Annotated in this window: 18 protein-coding genes and 1 tRNA gene; 7 read left to right on the forward strand and 12 right to left on the reverse strand. The window is 60.1% G+C overall.

Annotation, left to right across the window (positions count from 1 at the left end; translation table 11 throughout):
- Positions 1-4 precede the first annotated feature (4 nt).
- Positions 5-1,114 carry a ribonucleotide-diphosphate reductase subunit beta gene (locus QM694_RS08680; RefSeq protein ID WP_415006540.1) on the forward strand — a complete coding sequence of 370 codons (1,110 nt, stop codon included), beginning with the start codon at positions 5-7 and terminating at the stop codon, positions 1,112-1,114.
- 39 nt (positions 1,115-1,153) lie between these two features.
- Here QM694_RS08680 and QM694_RS08685 read toward each other — a convergent pair whose 3' ends face one another.
- The 6 genes from QM694_RS08685 to QM694_RS08710 all read right to left on the reverse strand — a co-directional run bounded on the left by QM694_RS08685 (position 1,154) and on the right by QM694_RS08710 (position 4,627).
- Positions 1,154-1,531, reverse strand: coding sequence for a copper resistance CopC family protein (locus QM694_RS08685; RefSeq protein ID WP_415006541.1), 378 nt, complete (start codon positions 1,529-1,531; stop codon positions 1,154-1,156).
- A 101-nt stretch (positions 1,532-1,632) separates the two neighbouring features.
- Complete coding sequence (locus tag QM694_RS08690; RefSeq protein WP_415006542.1) at positions 1,633-2,241, reverse strand: SCO family protein; 609 nt, start codon at positions 2,239-2,241, stop codon at positions 1,633-1,635.
- A gap of 47 nt (positions 2,242-2,288) precedes the next feature.
- Complete coding sequence (locus QM694_RS08695; protein WP_415006543.1) at positions 2,289-2,768, reverse strand: copper chaperone PCu(A)C; 480 nt, start codon at positions 2,766-2,768, stop codon at positions 2,289-2,291.
- Positions 2,769-2,784: 16 nt separating this feature from the next.
- Complete coding sequence (locus tag QM694_RS08700) at positions 2,785-3,423, reverse strand: PepSY domain-containing protein (protein WP_415006544.1); 639 nt, start codon at positions 3,421-3,423, stop codon at positions 2,785-2,787.
- Entirely contained in the window at positions 3,383-4,204 is an 822-nt protein-coding gene (locus tag QM694_RS08705; protein WP_415006545.1) for a PepSY-associated TM helix domain-containing protein, read from the reverse strand. The genes QM694_RS08700 and QM694_RS08705 overlap by 41 nt, the downstream gene beginning before the upstream one ends.
- 75 nt (positions 4,205-4,279) lie before the next feature.
- Positions 4,280-4,627 (reverse strand): hypothetical protein, encoded by a 348-nt coding sequence (locus tag QM694_RS08710; protein ID WP_415006546.1) that lies wholly within the window; start codon positions 4,625-4,627, stop codon positions 4,280-4,282.
- Between the two features lie 236 nt (positions 4,628-4,863).
- Between QM694_RS08710 and QM694_RS08715 the strand changes: the two genes are divergently transcribed.
- Complete coding sequence (locus QM694_RS08715) at positions 4,864-5,499, forward strand: hypothetical protein (protein ID WP_415006547.1); 636 nt, start codon at positions 4,864-4,866, stop codon at positions 5,497-5,499.
- Here the strand turns inward: QM694_RS08715 and QM694_RS08720 are convergent.
- The 4 genes from QM694_RS08720 to mnmA all read right to left on the reverse strand — a co-directional run bounded on the left by QM694_RS08720 (position 5,478) and on the right by mnmA (position 8,281).
- Positions 5,478-5,554, reverse strand: a tRNA-Met gene (locus tag QM694_RS08720). The two genes, QM694_RS08715 and QM694_RS08720, sit on opposite strands and share 22 nt — an antisense overlap.
- A 37-nt stretch (positions 5,555-5,591) precedes the next feature.
- Positions 5,592-6,389 carry a CDP-alcohol phosphatidyltransferase family protein gene (locus QM694_RS08725; RefSeq protein ID WP_415006548.1) on the reverse strand — a complete coding sequence of 266 codons (798 nt, stop codon included), beginning with the start codon at positions 6,387-6,389 and terminating at the stop codon, positions 5,592-5,594.
- Positions 6,390-6,458: 69 nt separating this feature from the next.
- Entirely contained in the window at positions 6,459-7,106 is a 648-nt protein-coding gene (locus QM694_RS08730) for a class I SAM-dependent methyltransferase (RefSeq protein WP_415006549.1), read from the reverse strand.
- On the reverse strand, positions 7,103-8,281 hold the full coding sequence (gene mnmA, locus QM694_RS08735) for a tRNA 2-thiouridine(34) synthase MnmA (protein ID WP_415006550.1): 1,179 nt from the start codon (positions 8,279-8,281) through the stop codon (positions 7,103-7,105). Before mnmA ends, QM694_RS08730 begins: the two co-directional genes overlap by 4 nt.
- A gap of 182 nt (positions 8,282-8,463) precedes the next feature.
- Between mnmA and QM694_RS08740 the strand changes: the two genes are divergently transcribed.
- A complete protein-coding gene (locus QM694_RS08740; protein WP_415006551.1) occupies positions 8,464-8,739 on the forward strand; it encodes a DUF1153 domain-containing protein in 276 nt (91 codons plus the stop codon).
- Here QM694_RS08740 and QM694_RS08745 read toward each other — a convergent pair.
- A complete protein-coding gene (locus tag QM694_RS08745; protein ID WP_415006552.1) occupies positions 8,733-8,855 on the reverse strand; it encodes a hypothetical protein in 123 nt (40 codons plus the stop codon). The two genes, QM694_RS08740 and QM694_RS08745, sit on opposite strands and share 7 nt — an antisense overlap.
- Between QM694_RS08745 and QM694_RS08750 the strand changes: the two genes are divergently transcribed.
- The 3 genes from QM694_RS08750 to QM694_RS08760 are packed head-to-tail and all read left to right on the forward strand — an operon-like array spanning position 8,850 to position 12,353.
- Positions 8,850-10,679: a monovalent cation:proton antiporter-2 (CPA2) family protein gene (locus QM694_RS08750; RefSeq protein WP_415006553.1), complete on the forward strand. Its 1,830-nt coding sequence runs from the start codon at positions 8,850-8,852 to the stop codon at positions 10,677-10,679. The genes QM694_RS08745 and QM694_RS08750 overlap by 6 nt on opposite strands.
- 16 nt (positions 10,680-10,695) lie before the next feature.
- Positions 10,696-11,640, forward strand: coding sequence for an aminotransferase class IV (locus QM694_RS08755; protein ID WP_415006554.1), 945 nt, complete (start codon positions 10,696-10,698; stop codon positions 11,638-11,640).
- The gene (locus tag QM694_RS08760) at positions 11,637-12,353 is read left to right on the forward strand and encodes a hypothetical protein (RefSeq protein ID WP_415006555.1); all 717 of its coding nucleotides are present in this window, start codon (positions 11,637-11,639) and stop codon (positions 12,351-12,353) included. The genes QM694_RS08755 and QM694_RS08760 overlap by 4 nt, the downstream gene beginning before the upstream one ends.
- Before the next feature lie 6 nt (positions 12,354-12,359).
- Here the strand turns inward: QM694_RS08760 and QM694_RS08765 are convergent, their stop codons facing one another.
- Entirely contained in the window at positions 12,360-12,749 is a 390-nt protein-coding gene (locus QM694_RS08765; RefSeq protein WP_415006556.1) for a flagellar export protein FliJ, read from the reverse strand.
- Between the two features lie 396 nt (positions 12,750-13,145).
- Between QM694_RS08765 and ctrA the strand changes: the two genes are divergently transcribed.
- Positions 13,146-13,862, forward strand: coding sequence for a response regulator transcription factor CtrA (gene ctrA / locus QM694_RS08770; RefSeq protein WP_415006557.1), 717 nt, complete (start codon positions 13,146-13,148; stop codon positions 13,860-13,862).
- Positions 13,863-13,921: the final 59 nt, after the last annotated feature.

The raw sequence follows: 13,921 nt of genomic DNA on the forward strand, positions 1-13,921 counted from the left end.
GACCATGACACAGCTCAATACCCTCACACCCGGTTTCACCATGCCTCTCCCGGAAACCCACGACGCGACTGGCCTCGGCGTCATCAAGCGCGGCGGCGCCCGCGTTACCGTCGACGACAAGCGCATGATCAATGCGCGCGCCGATGTGAACCAGATCCTGCCGCTCAAATACAAATGGGCGTGGGAGAAATATCTCTCCGCCTGCAACAATCACTGGATGCCCACCGAAGTCTCCATGCAGGCGGATATCGCGCTGTGGAAATCACCCGGCGGGCTGACGGAAGACGAGCGGCGGATGCTGAAGCGCAATCTCGGCTTTTTCGCCGCTTCCGAAAGCCTCGTCGCCAACAACATCGTGCTGGCGATCTACCGTCACCTCAGTAATCCCGAATGCCGCCAATATCTCCTGCGGCAGGCCTTCGAAGAGGCCGTTCATACCCACACTTTCCAATATATTGTGGAAAGCCTGGGGCTGAACGAGGGCGAGCTCTTCAACATGTATCGCGAGGTGCCGTCGATCACCGACAAGGCGGCGTGGGCGCTGCGCCATACCCGCAGCCTCGATGACGGCTCATTCCGCACCGGAACGCCAGAGGCCGACCAGGATTTCCTGCGCGATCTCATCGCCTTCTATGTCGTATTCGAAGGCATGTGGTTCTACACCGGCTTTGCGCAGATTCTCTCGCTGGGGCGGCGCAACAAAATGGTGGGCATCGCCGAGCAGTATCAATACATCCTGCGCGACGAGAGCATTCACCTGAATTTCGGCATCGACGTCATCAATCAGATCAAGCTGGAAAATCCGCATCTCTGGACGAAGGCATTTCAGGAAGAGGCTCGCAGCATGCTGGCCGAAGCGGCGGAACTCGAATCCGCCTATGGCCGCGATACCATGCCGCGCGGCTTCCTGGGCCTAAACGCGGCGCTGTGCGAACAATACATGCGCTTCATCGCCAATCGCCGCTGCGCGCAGTTGGGGCTTCAGCCGGTTTATCCGGAAACCGAAAATCCCTTCCCCTGGATGAGCGAAGCGATGGATCTGAAGAAGGAAAAGAACTTCTTCGAAACCCGCGTCATCGAATATCAGAATGGCGGCGCGCTGAGCTGGGATTAAAGCTGGGGGGAGCAGAGCGTAGGCCCTGCTCCCAATAGATCAGCTCTTGATGGTGAAGCTGAAAGCGCCATCCATGACGTGCCCGTCATCGGACGATACGGAATGATATTTCAGCGTGTATTTTCCGTCTGCCAGTGCGGGCACCGCGAGCTTGCACTTTGTCTTGGCGCAAATGTCCTTGCCCGTTGTCGAAACGACGGCCTTGCCGGCCGCGTCGTCGAGCTCGAACTTTGACAGATCAGCCGAAAGCGCCTCGGCGAATGTCATGGCAATGGATTTGAGGCCACTCTTGACAGTCGCCCCATCGGCAGGCGTCGAGTGGGTCAGTTTCGCATGGGCCATTGCGCCGCCCGCGGCGAGCGGCGAGAGAGCGAGCGCTGCTGCGCAGGCAAGTTTCAAGAAAGTCCTGGATGTCATGTCGTTCTCCTTTTGCACCTCGGTGCTGCCCTGTTGCTGATGGAGGCTGCAGGGAGGGCGCCCCGCCGCCGCCGTTGCTGGCTTGTTCCGCCGCCCGTTCCTCAGGAACCCGCCATCAATTTTCTGATCTTGGTAATACGGCTCTGTTCTTCCTCGCCGTAGGCAATCGTGGAGACCAGCTTGCCATCCCGCCCCATCAGGAACAGGGTCGCCGTGTGGTCCATGGTGTATCCGCCATCGCTGTCAGGAACTTTCTGGTAGAAAATGCGAAAATCCCTGGCAATCCTGGGCAATTGTTCGGGCGTCGGCACAAGCGCCTCGATGCGCGGATCGAAATTTGAAAGATAATCCTTGAGAATCGGCGCGGTGTCGCGCTCCGGATCGACGGTCACAAAGAACAGGCGGAAGTCCTTCGCGTCACTGCCGAGGACGCCCAGCACATGGCTCATCTCATAGAGCGTGGTGGGGCACACTTCCGGACAGTGGGTAAAGCCAAAGAAAATTCCATAGGGCTTGCCGTGCAAATCCTTGCTGTCGACGTCACCGCCTCTTGACGAGGCAAGGCGGAAAGGGCCGCCAATATCGGCAATCCCGGCGCCGTCAGGCCGGTTTCCCGCCAATTGCAGAAAGAGGACGAGGCCGGTGATCAGGGCCGAAGCCGTGACAATCATCAGGATGCGGACGAGTGACATGCGGGAGAGAGTTGCCATGATGGTCTCCTGGATCGGGAGGGCGCGATAGCGCCCTCCCTTTGACGTCAGTTCATGTTCATGCCGGCATCAGGCGCCTTGACCTCATAGTCGATGGACACGGTGCCTGCCTTTTCAAAGACCAGGGTGCCCTTGATCTCTGCGCCCTGCTTCGGATGCTCCGTCATGTCCATGAACATGACGTGCAGCGATTTGGGCTTGAGCTCCACCGTCTTTCCGGCGGGAATGGCTATCCCACCCGGAAGCTCGAACATCTTCATCACGTCACCTTCCATCTTCATGTCGTGAAGCTGCACTTTGGGCGCAAGCTCGAGTGTCGCCTTGATCAGGCGGTCGTCGGTCTTGCCTTCATTTTTGATCTTCATGAAGCCGGCCATCACGCCTGCGGCCATGGGCGCTTCGCGCGCCCATGGATGCTCGATCACGATCTCGCCAATTTTGATTTCATGCGCATATCCCTTGCCGATACTCAGCAGCGATGCTGCCGTGAGCGACGCGGCGAAGGCGACTTCTTTCCACATGTTCATCTTATTCTCCTTTCGTTCAGGCTGACTGGAATCCGGCTTCCTTCAGCCGTTTCGGCAAGAGGAAGTCGATGATTGCAAAGAGGGCGATCACCGCGCCCGACAGCGGGAACAGGATGATGAGCGCCAGGCCCAGCACCATGATCGCCACCGGAACCCGGTAATCGCGCGGGTAAAGCGGAGCGCCGAGCGAGCCAGCGGGCCTCCGCTTCCACCACATGACGATGCCGGAGATGCTGATGAACATCACGCTCAGGCACATCAGAGTGTTGAGCAGCGTGTTCCACCAGCCCATTGTCGCTTCGTGAAGCGCAATGCCCACAGCCATCGCCTTGCCGGCCAGCGGATAATCCGCGAAGCGGACATCGGCGAGGATCTTGCCAGTATACCGGTCGATGTGAACGGTGTGATCTCCGGTGGGAGACGTGGTGTCCGCATCCATCGAGTCGGCCGAAACGGTGTAGACGCCCTTGTCATCCTGCGGGACATTGATGCGGAACTGCTCGGTGAAGCCGAAGCTCCGGGCAAAGGCCGCCACCGTATCGAGATTGACGGGAGAGCCCGCGGGGAGTCCGGTCACGCCCGCCGGCGAACCCGATTCCGGCATTGGCGTCTGTTCAAGCGTCCAGGGCACTTCCTTCAGCGCGCCATGGTTCATGCCGGCGTGCTTCGAGTTCCGCCAGCGGAACATTGTCCCACTTCTCGGCCGGGAAGGTGCTCCACGCCTGCACATATTTTCCGCCCCATATTCCAGCCCAGGAGAGCCCGGAAATGAAGAAGAACAGCAGCACGATTGAGATGTAGAACCCGATCGATCCGTGCAGTTCCTTCCACAATGCCCGGCCACGCAGAGACAGGTTGGGCAGCAGCGTCGCGCGCCATTCCTGTGCGCTGCCGGGCCACCACATATAAAGGCCGGTGAGGATGAGAAGGATGCCAAGCCCTGCCGCCACCTCGATCAGCCGGTCACCCAGCCCATTGGTTGTGGGGGCGATGAACAGGCTGCCATGCAGCCGGTCGGCCCAATAGAACCACGTATCATCCTTGACGATGGAACCCATGACCTTTGGGCCATGGGGATCGACGGCGACCACCCTTTCCTTGCCATCCTCACCCGTCACGATGAAGATATTGGCGCGGTCATCGGTGGCCGGATTGACGAACAGGGTCAGCTTGCCGCCGGGAACGGATTGTTCGGCCAGGCTGGCCTGGTCCGTGATCAATGCGCGTTCGCCGCCGGGCGTTACGTAATACTTCTTGCCCAGAAACGTCTCGATCGAATTGCCATAGACCATGATGAGGCCCGAAAGCGCCAGCATGAACAGGAATGGCGCCACATAGAGCCCTGCATAGAAATGCCATCGCCAGACGGCGCGGTAGAGGCGGGATGATGAGGCTGCGCTTGCAGCCCTCTCCGCGCCAAGTGCGGATACAGACATCTTGAATCTCCAGAATTGAGTTGCCTCCGGCAGCGGGCGGACAGCCTGCTTGCCGGCAATCAGCAGTTCAGAAACTCAAGCCTGGGGTGGCGCGCGGGGAATATTGGCCGAGCGCCAATTGGGCGCGCGGACTTTTGCAACGGTACGGTCAATAGAGAGCACGGCGGACGCCGCCGCCCGCCATGCGATCATCGCGTGCGGCTTCGGCAGATCGCCCATGTGGGAAAGGCAGCATCCCACGGTGCACAGCACGCAGCTCTGGTCATGCTGTGCTGGCACTTTTCCCGGTTCGCGGAGGCCGGATTCGGTGCAAAGCGATTGCAGCGCCGCCTGCGCCAGCGCCTCTTCGGGCGACAGTAGCGTCTGGGGCAGCACACCCAGCAGCGTGGGCAGCAAAAGGGCAACCGCAAGCAACCGCGCCATGGCGCGCCGCCAAGCCGAGACATGCGGTGATGAACTACCCTTCATGGCCGGAAATGATCACGCTTCCTGTCCCAGCACGATGATACATGGCGTCGCATCACGATGATAGGGCGGGTTTGACACAGTTTCGCCCCCGCCCTAGGCCTAAAGTCCGGAAGGGTAGGGAACGCACGATCGCCGGAGATAAAATGGTTCGACTTCCACTTCGGATGCTGCTGCCCTGCGTGATGCTTTTCGTGAGCATGATCCCGGCCTTTGCCCACAGCGCCCGCATTGGCCCCTTGCCTCCTGGCATCGAAATTCCCGGACTCACCCATGGCCAGATGGCGGTGATCGCCAGATACAGGTCAGACATCCTCGATCTCGCAGACCGGCAGTTCCGGACCGATCTCACTTTCCGCCGCATCCTGAATTACGAGCGCATTCAGTTCACCTATTGCCTCTGGGGAGCAGTGCCGGGCAGCATCACGGACGAGGCAAGCCCGTTCAATGAATGCAGCCATGCCTATCTGGCCGCCCTCAAGGCCTTGCTGGACCATATGCGCACAATGCCCGCCGCCACTGCCGATGCCAACCGCCTGATGGCCGTCATCAATGATGACATGTATCGCAACAATGCCGCGTGGGTGCTCTGCCAGTTCAGCGGCGAAAAGTTCAGCACTGGAGAGGTGATCCGCCCGCATTGGGCGGATGTGCCCCATCATCTGCCAAGTTTGCTATCGCTTCTCATCGTACTCACGATGACCGGTTTCGTGCTATGGCTACTCTTGCGGCAAAGCAGCACCGGCGCAAGCACACCATCCAGCCCCCATAAGCAGAGCCTCGAGCTGTTTAGTTCCAGCAGTTTGGATGGTAGCGGGGGAGGGAGTTGAACCCCCGACCCCAGGATTATGATTCCCGTGCTCTAACCAACTGAGCTACCCCGCCATGTGGGCGCGCTTATAGGGAATGGGTGGCGATAAAGTCAAGCCGCGTGGGGCTCGCCGCCGTCCTCGTCCTCGGGATGCTTGAAAAAGGTGCGCCACAGGGAAATGGCGCAGAAATAAACCGATGTCACGATCCAGGCAGCCAGTTCCACCCGCTCCACAACGCCCCATTCGCTGCGGTCCTTGGCGCTGAGCACGAGGGCAAGCGACATGGCCGCCCACAGCACCGTCATCAGGATCGTCACCTCGCGCCAGTCGGTCACCCGCAGCGGATGAACGAACTTGATGGGGATAAACGTCATCACCGACAGGATCACGATGGTGATCGCATTGGCGGCGGGTCCTGATCCCAGCACGAAGAAATACAGCACCACCACGTTCCAGATCGCCGGAAAGCCGACGAAATAATAATCGTCGGATTTCATGCCGGTATTTGCGAAGGTGTAGCAGGATACCGCCATGATGGCGGCGGCGGCGATCAGGCTCCATGTCTCGGTGGGCAAGAGCCACGGCAGCGGCACCATGTTGAACCAGTAGACCATCAAGGCCGGAACGGCGACATAGGTGAAGAAGTCGATGACGTTGTCCAGCGTGCGGCCATCCACATTAGGGGTGTATTCAAGAACCCTGGCCTTGCGCGCCAGCGTGCCGTCGATACCATCCACGAACAGTGCCAAGCCCAGCCACATGAAGGCGGCCACCGGGTCATGTTTCAGAACCGCCACAACGGCCAGGAAACCAAGAACGATCCCACAGGTGGTGAAAGCGTGGACGGCCCAGGCGATGCCCCGCTTCACGTCGCGGTCGATGTTCGGGTGAAGATTTAGCTTGGCCACGGCGGAGCGGTTCCCATGTCGTTGTTTTTGCCGACTATAGGAAACCTGAAGCATAAGGGCAAATCGCCGTCAGGGTGCCCGCTTGAATTCCATGAGGGTAAAAAAGCCAAAGGGCTTCAAAGGCCGGGTTTGCTGCAATTTCAGATGCGGGCTCACCATCAGCGTGCGTGGCGGGAATTCTGAGCGAAATCCCAGAACGTCTGCATAAGGCGAAAGCCGCCGCTCCAGATGGGATCGTATGCCTTTCTCCACACTGAAATGATTGCAGATCAGCACACGGCCGCCGGGCTTCACCACGCGGGCGATTTCGTGAATGACCGCCGCGGGATCGGGCACCACGGTCATCACATAGAGTGCCACGACCACGTCGAAAGAAGCGTCGGCGAAATTCGTGTGCGAAGCATCCATCTGCGCAAGGGCAGCGATATTGGGCAGTCCCAGTTTCTCCATGCGCTCACGCGCCCGCTCCAGCATGTCGGGCGATAGGTCAATGCCCGTCACTGAAAGCTGCGGGCCGTAATGCGGCAGCGCCAGGCCGGTGCCCACACCCACTTCCAGCAGATTGCCGCTGAAATCATTGGCCCGCGCCATCGTCTGTTTCAGCGCCGCATCGGCCACCTTGCCAAATGTCTTGTCATAGAAAGGCGCCAGCCGGCGATAGGCGCGCGTGACGGCGGGCGCATCCATCGGCGCGAGATGTGGGGCGACCGCGCTCATGCCGCTTCTCCCGCCGCAACGGGTCGGCGCGCGATGAAGCCACCACCCAGAACCTTTGCCCCGCTTCCGCTCTCTTCGTAAAGCACGCACGCCTGCCCCGGAGAAACGCCATATTCGCCCGCTGAGATCGTCACGACCGGCTGCCCTGAAACCGTGCGGATGGATGCCGGGAGCGGCTGCCGTGCCGACCTGATTTTGGCATGAACGGCCAGCGGTAATGCTGTGAGCGGCTGGTCGCCAAGCCAGTTCAGCCCGGTCAAAGGCACATCATGCTGCAAGAGCGCCTCGCGCGGGCCAACGATCACCCGCTTTCCCGCCGCATCAAGCCGCACCACATAAAGCGGTTCGCCGCCCGAAACGCCCAGGCCCCGGCGCTGGCCGATAGTGTAATGAATGATGCCGTCATGCCGCCCCAGCACCCGGCCATCGACATGGACGATGTCGCCCTGCTCCGCCGCATCGGGCCTGAGCTTGAGGATCAAATCGGCATAGCGGCCTTCGGGCACGAAACAGATGTCCTGGCTATCGGGCTTCTGCGCCACGCCTAGGCCCATCTCCGCCGCGATGACGCGGGTTTCGGCCTTGGACAGCGACCCCAGCGGAAAACGCAGATAGTCGACTTGCGTCTGCGTGGTGGCGAACAGGAAATAACTCTGGTCACGCGCCATGTCGGCGGGGGTGAAGAGATCACGGCGAGGAGAGCCATCACCGCGCGGCCTGCTTTCGATGTAATGCCCTGTCGCCAGCGCCATCGCATCAAGGTCCCGCGCCCTTGCCAACAGGTCGGCAAACTTCACCGTGCGATTGCAGGTGATGCAGGGCACGGGCGTCTCACCGGCGAGATAGCTGCCGACGAACTCATCGATCACGGCCTCGCGAAACCGCGATTCGAAATCGAGCACATAATGCGGAATGCCGAGCGCTGCCGCCACGCGCCGTGCATCGTGAATATCCTGCCCCGCGCAGCAGGCTCCCTTGCGCGCCACAGCCGCGCCGTGATCGTAAAGCTGAAGGGTAATCCCCACGACGTCATAGCCCGCCGCCTTAAGAAGGCCCGCCACGACCGAACTGTCTACCCCGCCCGACATGGCGCAGACGATCCGGTGCTGCGCGGGGTCTCCGGGCAACCCCACGCTCTCGCGCACACGATCAAGAATGGCGGAATTGATGGTCATGGGGAGACTAGATGGGACAGCGGAACCGGGAAGTAAACCGCTTTTGCAGGCCAACTTGTCCTGAAATGAGGCAGGCCCCATGGGCAAATTTGCCAATCCTTCACATCGGCTTATCCGAATTTTAAACCCGGCGGGTTAGGGTCGGTGTCAGTGAGTACCTGCGTATTAGGTTGGTTCAGTCAATGAACGGTCAGTTGCGTCCCCGCGTAAATTACGTCATCGGGCCCGATGGCAGCCCCCTTACGATCGCCGATCTTCCCCCGCCCGGCAGTCACCGATGGGTGATCCGCCGCAAGGCTGAAGTCGTGGCGGCCGTGCGCGGCGGCCTGTTGAGCCTTGAAGAGGCCTGCGAGCGCTATGTGCTGTCCGTTGAGGAATATCTGAGCTGGCAGCGCTCCATCGACCGTCACGGCCTTGCTGGCCTCCGCACCACGCGAATCCAGAAATACCGTCAGTAGGCGTTGCGTTCATCGAATTCCGAAAGGCCGGGCGAAATGTCCGGCCTTTTGCGTTGTGCGGATGCGAGGATCGGCTTTACCTCCCCCAAGCCTTCCGCCACAGTATGCGAATGCATCTTGAAGACCTCCTCGTTGGCGCTTTTGTCTATCTCGCCGCCGCTGTTATTGCTGCACCGCTGGCCGCCCGGGCGGGGCTGGGCTCTGTTCTGGGCTATCTGATCGCTGGCATCATGATCGGCCCTGCCGTTCTGGGGCTGGTGGGAAGCGAGGGTCAGGACGTGATGCATTTCGCCGAATTCGGCGTCATCGTCATGCTGTTCCTCGTGGGGCTCGAACTTCAGCCCTCGAAGCTTTGGTCGCTGCGAAAGCCCATCCTGGGCATGGGCGGGCTGCAGGTGGCTGGAACCGCCCTGGTGGTTGGCTTTGCGGCCTATGCGTTGGGTGCGGATTGGCGCGCGGCGCTGGCGGCGGGCTTGATTCTTGCCATGTCCTCCACAGCCATCGTCCTCCAAAGCCTGGGTGAACGCGGATTGCTGAAATCGACCGCCGGGCAGGCCTGCTTCTCCGTGCTGCTGTTTCAGGACGTCTCGATCATCCCGATCCTCGCCCTGCTGCCGCTCGCCGCAACCTCTGCCGCTGCAACGGCACATGAGGGGGAAACCGCCACCCTCATCGCCACCTTGCCCGCCTGGGGCCAGGCGCTGGCCGTCTTTGCGGCCGTGGCCGCCATCATGCTCGCCGGGCGATATCTGATGCGGCCACTCTTCCGGTTCGTGGCGAAGAGTGGCATCCGCGAAATCTTTGTCGGGCTTGCCCTCGTGCTGGTGATTGGCATCACGCTTCTCATGCAGTTCGTCGGGCTTTCCGCGGCACTCGGAACCTTTCTTGCCGGCGTGATGCTGGCGGAAAGCGAATACCGCCACGAACTCGAAATGGATCTCGATCCCTTCAGGGGCCTGTTGCTGGCGGTCTTCTTCATCGCTGTCGGCGCCGGCATTGATTTCAGACTGGTCGCCAGCCAGCCAGCCCTGTTGTTCAGCCTGGTCGCCGGATTCATGCTGCTGAAATTTGCCACCCTATTCGGGGTGGCAAAACTGTTTCGCATGTCGCTTCCCGATTCATGGCGCTTTGGCTTGTCATTGGCGCAGGGCGGCGAATTTGCCTTCGTGCTGATTTCCTTCGCCGCCGGATTGGGTCTGCTGGCGGCGCAGCAATCATCCCTCCTGGTGGCGGTTGTCGCCATTTCCATGGCGCTCGCGCCGCTGTTGATGATTGCAGACGAAAAACTGGTGCAGCCGCGCTTTGAAGGTGGAGACGAACGCGAAGCCGACCAGATTGAACGCGAGGATGGCGTGCGTGTGATTATCGCGGGCCATGGCCGCTATGGCATGACGGTGGGCCGCCTGCTCGCCGCCAGCGGCTGCCGCGCCGTGGTGCTGGACCATGATGCCGAGCAGATCGACGCGCTGCGCAAATTCGGCTTCAAAGTTTATTACGGTGACGCAACGCGGGTTGATCTTCTGGAAGCAGCGGGCGCGCGTGAAGCAGAAATTCTGGTGATCGCCATCGATAACCCGGACAAGGCGCTGGAAATCGTCGAGGCCGCGAAGCTTCACTTCCCGCAACTCAAGATTCTCGCCCGCGCCTTTGACCGCATGCACGCTTACCGGCTATTGAACGCCGGCGTGCCCCATGTTTTCCGCGAGGTCTTCGCCTCCTCCATCGACATGGGCGAAAAGGTGCTGGAGCTCCTCGGGCGCAGCGCCCACGATGCCGAACGGACCGCCGCACTATTCAAAAAACACGATGAAAAGATGGTTCTGAAATCTGCCAAGCACGCCGACGACGTTGACAGGCTGATCGACATCGCCCGGACGGCGCGCGCTGAAATCAGCAACGTGCTGCAAGCCGACTCAAGCGGCGAAACGCCCTCTGAATAACCTCACGGAAAAACGCATGAGCAATTCCAGCCACGACATCAAGATCGATCCGCGCAATCTCGACATCCTGATTTCCGTCAACGGTGAACTGGTGCCGCGCGCCAGAGCGATGGTCTCGGTATTCGATTCCGGCTTCATTTTGGGAGACGGCGTATGGGAAGGCCTCCGCGTCGTGAATGGCGGCGTGCCTTTCCTGCGTGAACACATCGAACGCCTCTATGAAGGCGCCAAGGCGATTTTCATGGACATCGGCCTGACGCCGGATGAACTGGTGTCGCGTCTCATCGCCTGCATCGACGCCAACGGCATGACCGACGGCGTGCATGTGCGCCTGATGGTCACGCGTGGTGTCAAGGCCACGCCCTATCAGGATCCGCGTGTCACCGTCTCGCCGCCCACCATCGTCATTATTCCCGAATACAAGATGGCGTCGCCGGAAAAGTTCGAGCGCGGCCTGTCGCTGTTCACCGTCAATGTCCGCCGTGGCTATCCCGATGTGCAGGACCAGAAGCTTAATTCACATTCCAAGCTTAATTGCATAACCGCTTGTATTCAGGCTGCAAATTCCGGTGCGGATGAGGCCCTGATGCTCGATCCGCACGGCTTCGTCGCCACCTGTAATTCCACCCATTTTTTCATCGTCAGGCGCGGCGAGCTCTGGACCTCCACCGGTCAATACTGCATTCCCGGCATCACGCGCGGCAACATGATCCGGCTGGCGAAAGAGAACGGCATTCCCGTCTATGAAAAGCCCTTCTCGCTCTATGATGTCTATGGCGCCGATGAAGCCTTCGTCACCGGAACCTTCGCAGGGCTGATCCCGGTGCGCGTCATCGACGGAAGGCCGGTGCGAAATCCTCTGTCCACGGAGGAATGGCAGGGCGCCGGGCCAATCTCACTTCGGTTGTCGGCGCTTTACAAGAGCCTCGCTGCCGCCGATGCGCGGAGAGCGCTCGCATGACCAACATCGCCATGTGGTCCGGCCCACGCAACATCTCCACCGCCATGATGTACTCCTTCGGCAACCGGGCCGACTGCGTGGCGTGGGATGAACCCTTCTATGCCTTCTCGCTGATCCATCACGGCAACGACCATCCGATGCGGGACGACATCATCGCGGCGAATTCCAGCGACTGGAGCGATCTCGTCGCGCGCTGCACGTCGCCCGCCGCAAAGCCGGTCTTCTACCAGAAGCACATGACCCACCACATGCTGGGGGGATATGACCGCTCCTGGATCCTCAAACTCGTTAACGCATTCCTGATCCGCGATCCTGTGCGCGTGCTCGCAAGCTATACCAAGAAATGGTCGGATGTTTCCCTGCGCGATATCGGTTTTGTCGAACAGGCGGAAATTTTCGACATGGTGGCGCAGAAGCGCGGAAGCCCGCCGCCTGTGATCGACGGTGATGACGTTCTCAATGATCCGCGCGGCGTGCTGGAAAAACTCTGCGCCGCCTGCGGCATTCCCTTCGATGACGCGATGCTGTCATGGCCCCAGGGCCCGAAACCTTTTGATGGCGTATGGGCGCCCCATTGGTACAATGCGGTCTGGACGTCGACGGGTTTTGCGAAGCCGCCGGCTGCCACGGTGGACCTTCCGGCGCATTTACAAAAAATCGCCGATGCGGCCCTTCCCTATTATGAGAAGATGCGGCCGCACCGGATTGTCTGAAAAAGATCAGCGCGCGTGCGCGCCCGTTGCGGGTTGCACGGATTGCGGCGGGAGCGCAGCGGTTCCCGTTTCTTTTTCGACCAGAAGCTCGACGCGGCGCAATTCCTGCTCTTCCTCGGCAAGCTGCCCCTGCGCATCGGCCAATTGATCGCGCAATTCGGCGATCGAACGCATGAGATTGTCACGGCGGCCACGCGCCGCCTTGGCGGAGAGCGAATAGTTGAAATGATTGGGGTCGGACACGCCGTTGCGTCCTTCTTCGAGCTTCACCTGGGCATCCAGATCGTCATATTTGCGCATGAAATCCTGAATCATGCTGTCGATATCGGCCGCCTGGCGGCGTTTTTCCTGGGTGCGGAAGCGATGAAGCCTGAGCAGCGTATCGCGTGAACGCATGGTATCCTCACTCATACAAACGAACTGCGGGGAGAATACGCCTCCCCTTTTCACAATTCTCCGAATCAACTACGCAGAAGATTCCGGTCGTCGCAGAGACATGATGAACGGGTAAGCTTAAAGTGGGGTAAACCGGAGCAAAGCGGCGGGATGAGGCGACTTATTGCAGAGATGCCACCAGAGCATACTGCATTTGGTATGTTTGGTGAAACAGCCCCTGCATCTTGTGGTTCCGTCGTAAGAATTGGCGGTAAGGGGATTAGGTTTTGTTAACCTTTCCCGGCGTATCTTAAGCATTACGATTAACGGTTCCTGGCGGCGGGGACGGCAACTCTTCGGCGCCGGACAAGACAGATGGAACTCCGGGCGGGGTCCGGGACGGATAGGGGATTCGAGATGAGGGTACTGCTGATCGAGGACGATACCGCGACGGCCCAAAGCATCGAGTTGATGCTGAAGTCGGAAGGGTTCAACGTCTACACCACCGATCTGGGTGAAGAAGGCGTCGATCTCGGCAAGCTCTACGACTACGATATCATTCTTCTCGACCTCAACCTGCCCGACATGTCGGGTTATGAAGTTCTGAAAACGCTGCGTGTTGCCAAGGTGAACACGCCGATTCTCATTCTCTCCGGCCTGGCCGGCATTGAAGACAAGGTGCGGGGCCTGGGCTTCGGCGCCGACGATTACATGACCAAGCCCTTCCACAAGGATGAGCTGGTGGCGCGCATCCACGCCGTGGTCCGCCGCTCCAAGGGCCACGCGCAGTCGGTCATCCACACCGGAGAGCTGCTGGTCAATCTCGACACCAAGACGGTGGAAGTGGGCGGCCAGCGCGTGCATCTCACCGGCAAGGAATATCAGATGCTGGAGCTTCTCTCGCTCCGCAAGGGCACAACGCTCACCAAGGAAATGTTCCTCAACCACCTCTATGGCGGCATGGACGAGCCCGAACTCAAGATCATCGACGTGTTCATCTGCAAGTTGCGCAAGAAGCTCGCCAGCGCGGCGGGCGGCAAGAATTTCATCGAAACGGTTTGGGGCCGCGGCTACGTGCTGCGCGAGGGCGCGCCGCCGATGCACGACGACGAGGACATCCGCGAAAGCGCGTAATTTCTCCGTATACGGATTGATAGAAGCCGGCCTCGCAGGGGGCCGGCTTTTTATATGTG

Source organism: Aestuariivirga sp. (assembly GCF_047602625.1).
In the GTDB taxonomy this organism is placed as follows: Bacteria; Pseudomonadota; Alphaproteobacteria; order Rhizobiales; family Aestuariivirgaceae; genus Aestuariivirga.

Excerpts from the sequence above, each read along its gene's own strand:
- QM694_RS08680 (WP_415006540.1), top strand. The coding sequence starts at position 5 with ATGACACAGCTCAATACCCTCACACCCGGTTTCACCATGCCTCTCCCG.
- QM694_RS08685 (WP_415006541.1), bottom strand. The coding sequence starts at position 1,531 with ATGACATCCAGGACTTTCTTGAAACTTGCCTGCGCAGCAGCGCTCGCT.
- QM694_RS08690 (WP_415006542.1), bottom strand. The coding sequence starts at position 2,241 with ATGGCAACTCTCTCCCGCATGTCACTCGTCCGCATCCTGATGATTGTC.
- QM694_RS08695 (WP_415006543.1), bottom strand. The coding sequence starts at position 2,768 with ATGAACATGTGGAAAGAAGTCGCCTTCGCCGCGTCGCTCACGGCAGCA.
- QM694_RS08700 (WP_415006544.1), bottom strand. The coding sequence starts at position 3,423 with ATGAACCATGGCGCGCTGAAGGAAGTGCCCTGGACGCTTGAACAGACG.
- QM694_RS08705 (WP_415006545.1), bottom strand. The coding sequence starts at position 4,204 with ATGTCTGTATCCGCACTTGGCGCGGAGAGGGCTGCAAGCGCAGCCTCA.
- QM694_RS08710 (WP_415006546.1), bottom strand. The coding sequence starts at position 4,627 with ATGGCGCGGTTGCTTGCGGTTGCCCTTTTGCTGCCCACGCTGCTGGGT.
- QM694_RS08730 (WP_415006549.1), bottom strand. The coding sequence starts at position 7,106 with ATGAGCGCGGTCGCCCCACATCTCGCGCCGATGGATGCGCCCGCCGTC.
- mnmA (WP_415006550.1), bottom strand. The coding sequence starts at position 8,281 with ATGACCATCAATTCCGCCATTCTTGATCGTGTGCGCGAGAGCGTGGGG.
- QM694_RS08740 (WP_415006551.1), top strand. The coding sequence starts at position 8,464 with ATGAACGGTCAGTTGCGTCCCCGCGTAAATTACGTCATCGGGCCCGAT.
- QM694_RS08750 (WP_415006553.1), top strand. The coding sequence starts at position 8,850 with ATGCATCTTGAAGACCTCCTCGTTGGCGCTTTTGTCTATCTCGCCGCC.
- QM694_RS08745 (WP_415006552.1), bottom strand. The coding sequence starts at position 8,855 with ATGCATTCGCATACTGTGGCGGAAGGCTTGGGGGAGGTAAAGCCGATC.
- QM694_RS08755 (WP_415006554.1), top strand. The coding sequence starts at position 10,696 with ATGAGCAATTCCAGCCACGACATCAAGATCGATCCGCGCAATCTCGAC.
- QM694_RS08760 (WP_415006555.1), top strand. The coding sequence starts at position 11,637 with ATGACCAACATCGCCATGTGGTCCGGCCCACGCAACATCTCCACCGCC.
- QM694_RS08765 (WP_415006556.1), bottom strand. The coding sequence starts at position 12,749 with ATGCGTTCACGCGATACGCTGCTCAGGCTTCATCGCTTCCGCACCCAG.
- ctrA (WP_415006557.1), top strand. The coding sequence starts at position 13,146 with ATGAGGGTACTGCTGATCGAGGACGATACCGCGACGGCCCAAAGCATC.